Annotated in this window: 13 protein-coding genes; 6 read left to right on the forward strand and 7 right to left on the reverse strand. The window is 62.6% G+C overall.

Features of this window, described 5'->3' with window-relative positions:
- Positions 1 to 107: 107 nt before the first annotated feature.
- On the forward strand, positions 108 to 1,595 hold the full coding sequence (locus ABI582_RS27070; RefSeq protein ID WP_442120811.1) for a methylenetetrahydrofolate reductase C-terminal domain-containing protein: 1,488 nt from the start codon (positions 108 to 110) through the stop codon (positions 1,593 to 1,595).
- Here ABI582_RS27070 and yjiA read toward each other — a convergent pair.
- The 3 genes from yjiA to ABI582_RS27085 form a co-directional block, all read right to left on the reverse strand.
- On the reverse strand, positions 1,555 to 2,532 hold the full coding sequence (gene yjiA, locus ABI582_RS27075; protein ID WP_026034601.1) for a GTPase: 978 nt from the start codon (positions 2,530 to 2,532) through the stop codon (positions 1,555 to 1,557). The two genes, ABI582_RS27070 and yjiA, sit on opposite strands and share 41 nt — an antisense overlap.
- Positions 2,533 to 2,714: 182 nt before the next feature.
- The gene (locus ABI582_RS27080; protein WP_003251633.1) at positions 2,715 to 2,912 is read right to left on the reverse strand and encodes a YbdD/YjiX family protein; all 198 of its coding nucleotides are present in this window, start codon (positions 2,910 to 2,912) and stop codon (positions 2,715 to 2,717) included.
- Positions 2,913 to 2,929: 17 nt separating this feature from the next.
- The gene (locus tag ABI582_RS27085; protein WP_258910864.1) at positions 2,930 to 4,996 is read right to left on the reverse strand and encodes a carbon starvation CstA family protein; all 2,067 of its coding nucleotides are present in this window, start codon (positions 4,994 to 4,996) and stop codon (positions 2,930 to 2,932) included.
- 177 nt (positions 4,997 to 5,173) lie between these two features.
- On the opposite strand from ABI582_RS27085, the gene ABI582_RS27090 reads away from it, so the two are divergent.
- Positions 5,174 to 5,539 (forward strand): PilZ domain-containing protein, encoded by a 366-nt coding sequence (locus tag ABI582_RS27090; RefSeq protein WP_338745211.1) that lies wholly within the window; start codon positions 5,174 to 5,176, stop codon positions 5,537 to 5,539.
- Between the two features lie 263 nt (positions 5,540 to 5,802).
- Positions 5,803 to 7,320 carry a nucleobase:cation symporter-2 family protein gene (locus tag ABI582_RS27095; protein WP_019472670.1) on the forward strand — a complete coding sequence of 506 codons (1,518 nt, stop codon included), beginning with the start codon at positions 5,803 to 5,805 and terminating at the stop codon, positions 7,318 to 7,320.
- A gap of 233 nt (positions 7,321 to 7,553) precedes the next feature.
- On the opposite strand, the gene radA is transcribed toward ABI582_RS27095, so the two are convergent.
- Positions 7,554 to 8,924, reverse strand: coding sequence for a DNA repair protein RadA (gene radA, locus ABI582_RS27100; protein ID WP_016497929.1), 1,371 nt, complete (start codon positions 8,922 to 8,924; stop codon positions 7,554 to 7,556).
- Positions 8,925 to 9,100: 176 nt separating this feature from the next.
- Here radA and mscL point away from each other — a divergent pair, with 176 nt between their 5' ends.
- On the forward strand, positions 9,101 to 9,520 hold the full coding sequence (gene mscL, locus ABI582_RS27105; RefSeq protein WP_016497928.1) for a large-conductance mechanosensitive channel protein MscL: 420 nt from the start codon (positions 9,101 to 9,103) through the stop codon (positions 9,518 to 9,520).
- 118 nt (positions 9,521 to 9,638) lie between these two features.
- Here mscL and ABI582_RS27110 read toward each other — a convergent pair whose 3' ends face one another.
- Entirely contained in the window at positions 9,639 to 10,415 is a 777-nt protein-coding gene (locus ABI582_RS27110) for a ferredoxin--NADP reductase (RefSeq protein WP_014592355.1), read from the reverse strand.
- Between the two features lie 212 nt (positions 10,416 to 10,627).
- Between ABI582_RS27110 and ABI582_RS27115 the strand changes: the two genes are divergently transcribed.
- Together ABI582_RS27115 and ABI582_RS27120 are read left to right on the forward strand one after the other, a co-directional pair.
- A complete protein-coding gene (locus tag ABI582_RS27115) occupies positions 10,628 to 11,335 on the forward strand; it encodes an autoinducer binding domain-containing protein (RefSeq protein WP_442120812.1) in 708 nt (235 codons plus the stop codon).
- 95 nt (positions 11,336 to 11,430) lie between these two features.
- The gene (locus ABI582_RS27120) at positions 11,431 to 12,555 is read left to right on the forward strand and encodes a methyltransferase (protein ID WP_442120813.1); all 1,125 of its coding nucleotides are present in this window, start codon (positions 11,431 to 11,433) and stop codon (positions 12,553 to 12,555) included.
- A 114-nt stretch (positions 12,556 to 12,669) separates the two neighbouring features.
- Here ABI582_RS27120 and ABI582_RS27125 read toward each other — a convergent pair whose 3' ends face one another.
- Together ABI582_RS27125 and cydB are read right to left on the reverse strand one after the other, a co-directional pair.
- Positions 12,670 to 12,825, reverse strand: a complete 156-nt coding sequence (locus tag ABI582_RS27125) for a DUF2474 domain-containing protein (RefSeq protein ID WP_016489104.1) — start codon at positions 12,823 to 12,825, stop codon at positions 12,670 to 12,672.
- Between the two features lie 9 nt (positions 12,826 to 12,834).
- Positions 12,835 to 13,842, reverse strand: a complete 1,008-nt coding sequence (cydB, locus tag ABI582_RS27130; RefSeq protein ID WP_258654009.1) for a cytochrome d ubiquinol oxidase subunit II — start codon at positions 13,840 to 13,842, stop codon at positions 12,835 to 12,837.
- Positions 13,843 to 13,844: the final 2 nt, after the last annotated feature.

A 13,844-nucleotide genomic window follows, 5' to 3' on the forward strand; every position in this document is an offset into this window, starting at 1 on the left:
TGATCATGATGATGTCTCATTCAGAGCACCGCCCTGCGCATCCGGACATGACCCCACCCGCCTTCTGCCTCACAATGCCACCCTGACCACACCAGGTGCCCGGCCACATGAGCCTGCTGAAAACCGCGCTGCGCGAACAGAACTTCGTCTGCGTCATGGAGTTCGTCCCCAAGCCTTCTGCAGAACGCTTCGCCGCCATGCAAGCGATCATGGCCCGCGCGCACCTGTGCGGCTGGCCGATGACCGTGGCCATCGGCGATCGTGTCGGCAGCCCGCTGGACATGTCGCCGCTGGACGCCCTCGCCTCGTTCAGCAACCCGGTGCCTGCCCTGCCGCATTTTTCCGGCAAGGACCGCGAGCGTCACCACCTGCTCGGCCAACTGCAGCGCATGGACGCCGCGGGCCTCGACCAGCTGTTGCTGCTGACCGGCGACCGCCTGCCCGGCCATGAGCCCGGCCAGCGCCCGGTGCGCTACCTGGAATCGGTCGCTGCCCTGCAGATCGCCCGCCAGGCTTGCCCGCACTGGCTGCTGGGCGCTGCACTGAACCCGTTCAAATACTGTGAGGACGAAGGCGGCGCGCAGTATTTCAAGGCGGAGAAAAAACTGGCAGCAGGCGCCGACTTCCTCACCCTGCAACTGGGTTTCGATGCCGCCAAGCATCAGGAAGCCATGCACTGGATGCGTCGCCAGACCACGCCCAAGCCGATGCTGGCCTGCCTGATGAGCCTCACCCACGGGCGGGCGGCAATGCTCGAGCACGTAGCCGGCGTCACTGTCACCCCGTCAATGCGTGACATGCTCGAAGCGGAGACTGCGCAGTCCAAGGCCTTTGCCCAGGCACGCAGCGTCGACCGCCTGGCGTTGCAGATAATTGGCGTGAAGCTGATGGGCTACGCCGGTGTGCACCTGTCAGGGGTTCACGAACTCAAACAGCTGCTGGCCCTGGAAGCCCGTATCGAGCACTGGCAAACCCAGGTCCACACGCTGGAGCAGTGGGCGCCCGCCTGGCAGGCCAGTTGGCAGATGCCCGGCCTGCCGGCCGTGATCTTCCACCCCCCACAAGCGGCCTGGCGCCAGGGCGAGTCGCGGGTCGATGCCTCGTTCAAAGAGAAAGCGCGCTATCACCTGATGCACGGCATGCATTCACTGCTGTTCAGCCGCCGCAACGGCCTGAGCAAGGCATTTGGCTGGGCGGTACGCCGGCCGCTGTGGGCTACGCACCTTGGCGCACAAGTGCTGCACAAGGTGGAACGTGCGGTGAAACGGCCGCTGGTGGGTTGCGATACCTGCGGCCGCTGCCGCCTGGAAGATACCCTGTACGTCTGCCCGGAAACCTGCCCCAAAGGCCTGGCCAATGGCCCCTGCGGCGGTACCGCGCTGAACCGCTGCGAGTTCGGCGACCGCGAGTGCATCCACAGCGTCAAATACCGCACGGCAAAGGCAGTGCGGCAAACGGCGGTGCTGACCGAACGCCTGATCCCGTGCATCGAGGTGCAAACCCGCCACCGCAGCTCATGGCCGCAGTGGTTCCAGGCCGCAACGCCGCGCCGGCTCAGCCCGCAGCCAGCGCCTCGAAGCCAGCCCGAATCGTAGCCTCGGGCAGGTCATCGGCGATGAACACCATTACGCTCTCGCGGGCTTCACCCTCGGCCCATTCTGCGTCCCAGTCGAAACCGTAAAGCTTGAGCACGCCCTGAAACACCAGCTTGCGGTCCTCACCGGCAATGTTCAGCACGCCCTTGTAGCGCAGCAGCTGTTTGCCGTGGGTTTCCAGCAGCTCGTTCATGAAGCCGCTGAGGCGGTCGATGTCCAGCGCGGTTTCCGTGCGCAGCACCATGGTGGAGATACGGTCGGGGGTGGCGGGCTTGAGCACCGGGCGAAGCATCGGTTTCAGGTTCGCGCCCAGGTCGGGGTTGAGGTTGAAACCACGCACATCCAGTAGCTCCGCCAGGTCGATACGGCCGTGCTCGACCACACGGATTGCAGCCCGGCCATTGATGCGCTCCAGGCGCTCGCGCAGGGCCTGCACCGCAGCCGGCTCGACCAGGTCGGTCTTGCTCAGCAGCAGGCGATCGGCAAAGCCGACCTGGGCCTGGGCGATGGTCTGGGTCAGGTGTAGTTCGGCATGAACAGCATCGACCAGGGTGATGATGCCGTCGAGGATGTAGCGCTCACGCAGTTCCTCGTCGATGAAAAAGGTTTGCGCCACCGGCGCCGGGTCGGCCAGGCCGGTGCATTCGATGACCAGGCGCTCGAAGGCGATCTCGCCTGCGTCCAGGCGTTCGAGCAGCAGGTACAAGGCGCGGGTGAGGTCACCATGGATGCTGCAGCACACGCAGCCATTGGCCAGGGTCATCACCTGCACCGGCTCGTCGCCCAGCAACTGGCTGTCGATGCCGGCCTCGCTGAATTCGTTTTCGATCACGGCAATTTTCAGGCCGTGCTCGGCCTTGAGCATGTGCTTGAGCAAGGTGGTCTTGCCAGCGCCGAGGAAGCCTGTGAGTACGGTTACGGGAATAGGCGTCTGCACGCAGAAATGCTCCTGTGCAGTGAATTTCGGAAGGCGTGCCGCGATCCCTGTAGGAGCGGCCTTGTGTCGCGATGGGCCGCAAAGCGGCCCCGGCAATATCTGCTGCGAAGCTGAAAACCTGGGGCCGCTTTGCGGCCCATCGCGACACAAGGCCGCTCCTACAGGACCGCGCTAGCCTGGACTTAGCAGCACTTGGGCCCGGACTTGCCGCCGTAACGGGCTTCCTGGCGTTCGCGGAAGAACGCCTCGTAGCTCATCACCGGCTTGTCCGGATGCGTCTTCTGCATGTGTTCGACATAGTTGTCGTAGTCGGGCATGCCGACCATCAGGCGGGCTGCCTGCCCCAGGTATTTCCCCAGTCGACCCAAGTCGTTGAACATGATTGCAGTCCTCTCGATTACGCGTCAGGCAGGGCCTGGAACGGGGTTTCCTTGTCGCTGCGCTCCTTGCGGCCCCAGGCGCCGTAGCCGACCTTGAGGGCGAAGAACAGGATGCTGAAAACCACCAGCAGGAACAGAATCGTCAGGCCCGCGTTGGTGTAGGCGTTGAAGATAACGTGCTGCATCTGCCCGATGTCCTTGGCCGGGGCCAGTACCTGGCCGGCGTCCAGCGCAGTGCTGTATTTCTTGGCCAGGGCCAGGAAGCCAACGGCCGGGTTCGGGTCGAACAGCTTGATCAGGCCTGCAGCAGTGGTGCAGATCAGCAGCCACACGGCCGGCACGAGGGTGACCCAGATGTAGCGTTGACGCTTCATCTTGATCAGCACCACAGTACCGAGCATCAAGGCGATACCGGCCAGCATCTGGTTGGAGATGCCAAACAGCGGCCACAGGGTGTTGATGCCACCTAGCGGGTCGATCACGCCCTGGTACAGCAGATAACCCCACATTGCCACGCAGCCAGCGGTGGCGAGCAGGTTGGCACCCCACGATTCGGTGCGTTTGAGTGCCGGCACGAAGCTGCCCAGCAGGTCCTGCAGCATGAAGCGCCCGGCACGGGTACCGGCGTCCACCGCAGTGAGGATGAACAGCGCCTCGAACAGGATCGCGAAGTGGTACCAGAAGGCCATGGTGTTTTCACCCGGCAACACCTGATGCAGGATCTGCGCGATACCGACTGCCAGGGTTGGCGCACCGCCGGCACGGGCCAGGATGGTGTGCTCGCCAATGTCACGGGCGACGGCTTCAAGCTGCTCGGGGGTAATCAGGAAGCCCCAGCTGCTGACCGTCTGCGCCACCGACGCAACGTCTGCACCCACCACGGCGGCCGGGCTGTTCATGGCGAAGTACACGCCCGGCTCGATCACCGAAGCAGCGACCATGGCCATGATGGCAACGAACGACTCCATCAGCATGCCGCCGTAGCCGATGTAGCGGGCGTTGGTTTCGTTGTCCAGCAGCTTGGGCGTGGTCCCCGAAGAGATCAGCGCATGGAAGCCGGACACCGCACCACAGGCAATGGTGATGAACAGGAACGGGAACAGGGTGCCCTTCCACACCGGGCCTGTGCCGTCGGTGAACTGGGTCAGCGCCGGCATTTTCAGCTCGGGCGCGATGATCAGGATACCGATGGCCAGGCCAACGATGGTGCCGATCTTGAGGAAGGTCGACAGGTAGTCACGCGGTGCCAGCACCAGCCACACCGGCAGCACCGCGGCGACGAAGCCGTAGCCCACCAGCATCCAGGTAATCTGCACGCCGGTGAAGGTGAACGCCGGGCCCCAGACCGGGTCCGCAGCGATCACGCCGCCCAGCCAGATCGAGGCCAGCAGCAATACCACGCCCACAATCGAAATCTCGCCAATGCGGCCCGGGCGGATGTAGCGCATGTAGATGCCCATGAACATCGCGATCGGGATGGTCGCCATGACCGTGAACATGCCCCACGGGCTCTCGGCCAGGGCCTTGACCACGATCAGCGCCAGCACCGCAAGGATGATGATCATGATCAGGAAGCAGCCGAACAGGGCAATGGTGCCCGGAATGCGGCCCATCTCCTCGCGCACCATGTCGCCGAGCGAACGGCCGTTGCGGCGGGTGGACATGAACAGGACCATGAAGTCCTGCACCGCACCGGCCAGCACCACGCCGGCGATCAGCCACAGCGTGCCGGGCAGGTAGCCCATTTGCGCGGCGAGCACCGGGCCGACCAAGGGGCCTGCGCCGGCGATGGCAGCGAAGTGGTGACCGAAGAGGATGTGTTTGTTGGTCGGGACGTAGTCCAGGCCGTCGTTGTTGAGCACCGCCGGGGTAGCGCGGCGCGGGTCCAGTTGCATCACCTTGGTGGCGATGAACAGGCTGTAGTAACGGTAGGCAACCAGGTAGATGGCCACCGCCGCGACCACGATCCACAAGGCGTTGATTGCCTCACCGCGACGCAGGGCGACCACACCCAGCGCGCAGGCCCCTATGACTGCCAGCGCCAGCCACGGAATGTGGCGTAGCAGGCTATTATTGTTGTTCATGGTTAGCTTCCAGCTGGTGGATTGGAAAGACCGCCCACCGAGTCTAGGGCGAGTCAAGGCGCATTGCCACACTTGCTTTGGTCTAGAGCCTCTGCGGCCAGATTGCGGTACCTGATGCACATACCCTTCTAACTATAGTCAGGATGTCACTTTAGGACCTACCCGAGGATCCACGCCATGAGCGATCACGACGAACGCCGCCGTTTCCAGCGTATCCAGTTCGACGCCCCGACCCGGCTGTGCCAGGGCGAACGTTGCTGGGAGGTGAAACTGCTCGACCTGTCTCTCAAAGGCCTGCTGGTCGAACGCCCTAAACCCTGGGATCCCGACCTGAGCCAGGATTTCGAAGCCTACATCCTGCTCAACGACGAAGTGACCGAGGTGCAGATGCAGGTCGAACTGCGCCACGAAGAACCGGACCGGCTGGGCTTCGTCTGCCTATACATCGACATCGATTCCATGAGCCATTTGCACCGTCTTGTGGAATTGAACGTGGCCGACAGCACCGAAATGATGCGTGAGCTGCGTGAACTGATCGAATAATGGAATCTCTTAGCTAGCTAATGGCCTCCCCACGTTGTGTTTCCTGTCTACCCAGACAGCTTTAAGCCTGGGTAGCACCACTTTGTACACACCCCTCTAATACAGCTTTTTCCGAGTTGGTACGCCTTCTGCATTGGGTTTTCGCACATCCGGCGACCGCACCTGTGCGCGCTCCGATCAAAATATTGTATACAATTCTTGTGGTAATCATTTGCCGGAACTGTCTACAGTAGCGACACAAAAATAAACAGAGAGCCTGCTCCATGACTACGTCCCCTAGCACGTCTCCCGCCAAGCGGCCCGAGGATGAAAACCTCGGCCTTGGTGCCAACCTGGCCTACGGTCTGCAGCATGTGTTGACCATGTACGGAGGGATCGTTGCGGTACCCCTGATCCTGGGGCAGGCCGCAGGCCTCAACGGCGCCGAAATCGGCATGTTGATTGCTGCCTCGCTGTTTGCCGGTGGCCTGGCCACCCTGCTGCAAACCCTCGGCCTGCCGTTCTTCGGCTGCCAGTTGCCGCTGGTGCAGGGCGTGTCGTTCGCCGGTGTGGCGACCATGGGGGCGATCCTGAGCAGCGAGGGCGGCGGTGGCCTGCCAGGCGTGCTCGGCGCGGTCATGGCAGCATCGCTGATCGGCTTTCTGATTACCCCGGTGTTCTCGCGCATCACCAAGTTCTTCCCACCGCTGGTGACCGGTATCGTCATCACCACCATCGGCCTGACCCTGATGCCGGTGGCTGCACGCTGGGTGATGGGTGGCAACAGCGCCTCGCCGGAATTCGGCAGCGTGGCCAACATCGGCCTGGCGGGGCTGACCTTCGCCATCGTGCTGCTGCTGAGCAAGCTGGGCAGCGCGACCATCTCGCGCCTGTCGATCCTGCTGGCCATGGTGCTCGGCACGCTGATTGCCTGGGCGCTGGGGATGACCGACTTCAGCAAGGTCACCGAAGGCCCGATGTTCGCCTTCCCCACGCCGTTCCACTTCGGCATGCCGGAATTCCACATCGCCGCGATCCTGTCGATGTGCATCGTGATCATGGTCACCCTGGTGGAAACCTCGGCCGACATCCTCGCCGTGGGTGAGATCATCGATACCAAGGTCGATTCCAAGCGCCTGGGCAACGGCCTGCGCGCCGACATGGCATCGAGCATCCTGGCGCCGATCTTCGGCTCGTTCACCCAGAGCGCGTTCGCCCAGAACGTCGGCCTGGTGGCCGTGACCGGGGTCAAGAGCCGTTACGTGGTGGCCACGGGCGGTGTGATCCTGGTGGTGCTCGGCCTGCTGCCGGTGATGGGCCGGGTAATTGCCGCAGTACCAACCCCGGTACTGGGCGGCGCGGGCATCGTGTTGTTCGGCACGGTGGCGGCCAGTGGTATCCGCACCCTGTCCAAGGTCAGCTACAAGAACAACGTCAACCTGATCATCGTCGCGGCTTCGCTGGGCTTCGGCATGATCCCGATCGCCGCGCCAAACTTCTACCACCACTTCCCCAACTGGTTCGAGACCATCTTCCACTCGGGCATCAGTTCGGCGGCGATCATGGCCATCCTGCTGAACCTGATCTTCAACCACTTCACCACCGGCAACTCGGAAAACCAGTCCGTGTTCGCCGCAGCTTACGAACGCACCATCCAGTACTCCGACATTTCCGCACTGCGTGATGGCGACTACTTCAAGGATGGCAAGCTGTTCGATGCCGAAGGGAACGAAGTGCCATTGCTGGAACTGGACGAGCATGGCAACCAGACGGTCAGGCGTGCGGCGGTTGCCGAGCATTGATCGCTGACTGAGCGGTGAGAGGGGGGCCGACGCGCATCGTCGGCCCCTTTTTCGTTTACCTGTACTGGCCCTTTCGCGGGCTTGCCCGCTCCTTGTAGGAGCAGCCTTGTGCTGCGAAGAGGCCATTGCTGCCCATACAAATCTGCTGGCCATATCGGCCTCTTCGCAGCACAAGGCTGCTCCTACAGGTACCGCGCCATCCTGAGGCGGCGAGTCCCCTGACAGGTCATGAATTACTCGAACAATGCATCCAGGGCCTGTTCCAGGCGGGTGACGGCAATTACCTGCAGCCCCGCCGGCGACTCTTTGGGCGCATTGCCCTTGGGCACGATGGCGCGCTTGAAGCCATGCTTGGCCGCTTCCTTCAGCCGCTCCTGGCCACTGGGCACCGGCCGCACCTCGCCCGACAGTCCGATCTCGCCAAACACCAGCAGCCCATGGGCCAGTGGCCGGTTACGCAAGCTGGACATCACCGCCGCCAGCAACGCCAGGTCCGAAGCCGTCTCCAGCACCTTCACACCGCCCACCACGTTGAGGAACACGTCCTGGTCATGGGTGGGAATACCGCCGTGGCGGTGCAACACCGCCAGCAACATGGCCAGGCGATTCTGGTCCAGGCCCAGGGTTACCCGGCGCGGGTTGGCCAAGTGGCTGTCGTCGACCAGTGCCTGTACCTCGACCAGCATTGGCCGGGTGCCCTCCCAGGTCGCCATCACCACGCTGCCCGGCACTTCTTCCTGGGTGCGGTTAAGGAAGATCGCCGAAGGGTTGGACACCTCTTTAAGGCCCCGGTCGGTCATGCCGAACACGCCCAGTTCGTTGACCGCGCCAAAGCGGTTTTTCACCGCTCGCAACAGGCGCAGGCGGCCATCGGACTCACCTTCGAAATACAGCACGGTATCGACCATGTGCTCCAGCACCCGCGGGCCGGCCAGCGAACCTTCCTTGGTCACGTGGCCGACCAGGAAGATCGCCGTGCCGCTCTGCTTGGCGTAACGCACCAGCAGCGCCGTGCTCTCACGCACCTGGGCCACGCCGCCGGGTGCCGACTGCAACTGCTCGGTGAAGATGGTCTGGATCGAGTCGATCACCATCACCCGTGGTTTCTCCACGCGTGCCGTGGCAATGATGGTTTCGATGCAGGTTTCGGTCATCACCTTGAGCTTGTCCTGGGGCAAGCCCAGGCGCCGCGACCGCATGGCCACTTGCTGCTGCGACTCTTCACCCGTGACATACAGCGCCGGCATGCCCACGGCGATATTGCACAAGGTCTGCAGCAGGATGGTCGACTTGCCGATGCCTGGGTCACCACCAATCAGCACCACCGAGCCATCCACCAGGCCGCCGCCCAACACGCGGTCCAGTTCGGTGCTGCTGGTGGTAAAGCGCGGGATTTCCTCGACGCTGACTTCGGCCAGGGTCTTGATCTGCGCTTGCTGCCCGGTCCAACCGGCGCGGCCAGTACTGGGCGCCGCGGCACCGCCGCTCTCGATCATGGTTTCGACCAAGGTGTTCCAGGCCCCGCATTCGCCGCACTGGCCGGCCCATTTGGGGAAGGTCGCGCCGCACTCGGTGCAGCCATACAAGCGCTTGGCCTTGGCCATGGGTGGGGTCTCCTGGAAAAAACCGCCATGATAGCCGAGCCGGACGTGTCTCGAACGCTTCGGGATGCGACAAAACTATTCGTTCTAACCGCAGTCACTACCCCTGAAGACAGCGCATGAAGCGTTTTAGTGGCTTACACTGCGTTAACCTTACCTTTTGTTACAAGGAACCAAAGATGGGCATGATCAGTGAGTTCAAGGCCTTCGCGGTCAAAGGCAATGTCGTCGACATGGCGGTCGGTATCATCATCGGCGCGGCCTTCGGCAAGATCGTCTCGTCCTTCGTCGGAGACGTGGTCATGCCGCCACTGGGTCTGTTGATCGGCGGGGTGGACTTCAGCGACCTGGCAATTACCCTGAAGGCTGCCGAAGGTGACATTCCGGCAGTGGTGCTGGCCTATGGCAAGTTCATCCAGACCGTGATCGACTTCCTGATCGTCGCCTTTGCCATCTTCATGGGTGTGAAGGCAATCAACAGGCTCAAGCGCGAAGAAGCCGTGGCACCGACTGTACCGCCAGTGCCTTCGGCTGAAGAAACCCTGTTGACCGAGATTCGCGATCTGCTCAAGACGCAGAACCAGAATCGGCTGCCTTGAGGTTGCTGGGGGCGCTGTGCGCCCCTTTCGCGACGCAAGGCCGCTCCTACAGGGGAATCGCGTTCTCTTGTAGGAGCGGCCTTGTGTCGCGATGGGCCGCAAAGCGGCCCCAATAGCATTACCAGTAGTTTTCCACGGCCACCTGCCCCGGCCGCTTGCTCAGGCTCAGTTGCAGGTCACGCGCCTTCAGCACCTTGCGCGTCTCGTCGATCATCTCCGGGTTACCGCACAGCATCACCCGCGAATGTTCCGGCGACAGCTCCAGCCCTGCTGCCTTCTCCAACTCGCCATTCTCGATCAGCGTGGTAATGCGCTGATTCAGTGCCCCCGGGTGCTGCTCACGGGTCACCACCGGAATGAACTGCAACTTGCCGGCGTACTCAGCCAGGTAATCGCGCTGCTCCAGCCCGGCGATTTCATCCACGTAGGCCAGCTCTTTCGCTTCGCGCACCGAATACACCAGCTTGATGCTGTCAAAACGCTCCCAGGCCTCGAAGTCCTGCAGGATCGACATGAATGGCGCAATTCCGGTGCCGGTCGCCAGCAGCCACAGGTCGCGGCCACCGACGAAGCGGTCAAGGGTAAGGAAGCCAAAAGCCTGGCGGTCGATCAGCAAGGTATCACCCGCCCCCAGGCGGCTCAGCTCACTGGTGAACTCCCCGCCTGGCACCACGATGGAGAAGAAGTCGAGGTGCTCGTCATGGGGTGCGCTGACCATGGAATAGGCGCGCCACACCACGCTGCCATCGGCCTTGGTCACGCCAAGGCGAGCGAACTGCCCGGAACGGAAGCGAAACCCCGCATCGCGCGTAACCCGCAGGCTGAAGAGGTTCGGCGTGAGCGGCTGAACATCGAGCAGGGTCTGGCGGGTGAACTTTTCGGCGCTAGCGGTCATATCGGGCTCCAGGTTTGACGTGCGCACAGTGTCGCGCAAAGTGGCCCGGATAAAAACCACTGCTTTGTAGGGCCTCATCAAGGGTAATCGTGCCGAAGTTGCAGAAAAACCTGATCGCTATAACAAAAAAATCCCAACGCCATGGTAGGTCTTTTCCTACAATGACCCCGGTACCCAAACGGATTGGATCCGACACCCCCGAGGAGTTTCAGATGCTTCACTGGAATCCCGAACTTCTTCATGCGTTCGTCAACGAACGCAGCCCACGGAAGCTGTTCGACATCGCGGTACATCTGGCACAAGACCTGGGCATGGAATACCTCGGGCTGAACATGCGCATCCAGATCGCCACGCAGACACCCAGGGTGTACCTCTACAGCAACTACCCGGCTGAGTGGATCGAGCGTTACCAGCGCGATGAGTTCTACAAGCAGGACCCGGCCGCCAACGTCAGCCATAGCTCGACCATGCCGGTGCTGTGGACCGACGAACTGTATCGTGAAGCCCCGCAGTTTCGCGAAGCAGCCTGCCTGCACGGCCTGCGCCATGGCTGGACGCAATCACTGCACGACCTGCAGCACAACGAGAGCCAGATCAGCGTGGCCAGGCCAGCCGAAAAGATCGACATCGTCGAGCTTTATGACAAGGCCGGCAGCGTGCAGTGGCTGTGCCATACCCTGCATGCGGTACTCGGCGAACACCACCTGAATGCACTGTGCCCACCGCAACCGAAAATGAGCGAGCGTGAACTGGAAGTGCTGAAATGGTCGGCCGCCGGCAAGACCGCAGCCGACGTGGCCTGCATCCTCTCACTGTCGCAGAGCACGGTGAACTTCCACATTCGCAGCGTGATCACCAAGACCAACGCCGCCAACAAGGCAGGCGCCATCGCCATCGCCGCCATGCGTGGCTGGATCTGACCTTCAAACCTGCGACCTTGGGCAAAGCCCTGTAGAATTGCCCGGCAAAGCCCGGGGCGAACCGCATCGGGCAGTTTATACCCGAGCCAGACGCCATGCCCCTGTTGACCACCCCCTACGCCGAACTCGACCTGATCCGCCAGCCGGAACAGGCCAACGACCCGTTGCAGGCTTTCGATGCCGCCGACGAGTACCTGCTTGCGCAGTTGCACGAACAGGCACCCGACGCCAACTGCCGGGTGCTGGTGCTCAATGACAGCTTCGGTGCCTTGGCGGCCAGCCTGGCAGGCCGGCTGCAGGTGGTCAGCAGCGGCGATTCGCACCTGGCGCACCTGGCCCTGGAAAAGAACCTGGCGCGCAACGGCTTGCCGTTCGACAGCGTGCCCTTCGTACCGGCCAGCGAACACTGGCAAGGCCTGTTCGACCGGGTGCTGGTGCGCGTGCCCAAGACCCTTGCCCTGCTTGAAGAACAGCTGATACGCCTGCAGGGCCACCTGGCGCCTGGCGCGCAAGTGATTGCCGGGGCGATGATCAAGCACTTGCCACACGCAGCCGGCGACCTGATGGAAAAGTACATCGGCCCGGTGCAGGCCTCGCTGGCTCAGAAAAAGGCCCGCCTGCTGACGGCAACGCTGGGCGAACGGCCGGCCGCAAGCTCGCCCTACCCTAGCCGCTACCGCCTAGACGCGCCGGCGCTGGAACTGGTCAACCACGCCAACGTGTTCTGCCGTGAAGGCCTGGATATCGGCACCCGGGCGTTCCTGCCGCATTTGCCACGCGACCTGGGCAACGCACGGGTAGCGGACCTGGGCTGCGGCAATGGCGTGCTGGCAATTGCCAGTGCCCTGGCCAACCCGGATGCCCAGTACACGCTGGTCGACGAATCGTACATGGCGGTGCAATCGGCGCAGGAAAACTGGCAAGCCGCGCTGGGCGAACGCCCGGCGACCTTCATCGCGGCCGATGGGTTGGCCGGGGTCGAGAAGCAGTCGCTCGATGTGGTGCTGTGCAACCCGCCGTTCCACCAGCAACAGGTGGTGGGTGATTTCCTTGCCTGGCGCATGTTCCAGCAGGCGCGTGAGGCGCTGGTGGTAGGCGGGGCGTTGTATATCGTGGGTAACCGCCACCTGGGCTATCACAGCAAGCTGGCGCGGTTGTTCCGGGGCGTGGAGCAGGTGGCGGCGACGCCCAAGTTCGTCATCCTGAAAGCCCGCAAGTAAGCCTGTACCGGCCCTATCGCCGGCAAGCCAGCTCCCACAGGTGCATCGTTGCCCAAGGGCAGTAGCTAACCTGTGGGAGCTGGCTTGCCGGCGATAGGGCCAGAGCAGGCTTACTCAATGGGTGGTAAGGCCCGCAGCCCCCATGAACAGCCGCATCACCCATGCTGCCACCCCCAGGGCCGCAACGCTCATTGCCCAGATCAGCACCAGCCAACCCAGTCGCTGCCACAGCGGTTTCTTCTCTTCCAGGCCATGTTTGCCGGTCATCATGCGGCCCTCCTAGTGATAGCCGTCTTCATGGGTCACCTTGCCGCGGAACACGTAGTAGCTCCAGAAGGTGTACATGAGGATGAACGGCAGGATGAACAGTGTGCCCACCAGCATGAAGCCCTGGCTTTGCGGTGGCGCTGCGGCATCCCAGATCGAAATCGACGGCGGGATGATGTTCGGCCACAGGCTGATGCCCAGGCCGCTGTAGCCGAGGAAGATCAGCACCAGGGTGAGCAGGAACGGGGTGTAGTGCGCATGGCGCGCCACCGCCTTGAGCAGCCCGTAGAACGTCACCAGTACCAGCAACGGCACCGGCATGAACCAGATCAGGTTAGGCATGCTGAACCAGCGGTCGGCGATCTGTGGATAAGCGATGGGCGTCCACAGGCTGACGATACCAATCACCACCAGCAGTACCAGCGCCAGCGGCCGGGCAATGTGGTGCATCTTCAGTTGCAGCGGCCCTTCGGTCTTCATGATCAGCCAGGTGCAGCCCAACAGGGTGTAGGCAACGATCAACCCCACACCACAGAACAGGCTGAACGGGGTGAGCCAGTCGAGGGTGCCACCGGCAAAATGACGGTCGACCACTTTGAAGCCTTCGAGGAAGGCACCCAGGGCTACGCCCTGGAAGAAGGTGGCGACCAGTGAGCCGCCGATGAACGCCTTGTCCCAGATATGCCGCTTGTCGGCCGTGGCCTTGAAGCGGAACTCGAAGGCCACGCCGCGGAAGATCAAGCCCATCAGCATCAGGATCAGTGGCAGGTACAGGGCTTCAAGCACCACGGCATAGGCCATCGGGAACGCCCCGAACAACCCGGCACCGCCCAGGATCAGCCAGGTTTCGTTGCCGTCCCACACCGGGGCGACGGTGTTCATCATCACATCACGGTCCTGCTCGCCCTTGACGAAGGGGAACAGCATGCCGATACCCAGGTCGAACCCGTCCATCACCACGTACATCATGACGCCGAAGATGATGATCACGGCCCAGATCAGCGGAAGGTCGATACCCATGG

Source organism: Pseudomonas sp. SAS7 (genome assembly GCF_052112345.1).
Classification (GTDB): Bacteria; Pseudomonadota; Gammaproteobacteria; order Pseudomonadales; family Pseudomonadaceae; genus Aquipseudomonas; species Aquipseudomonas putida_Q.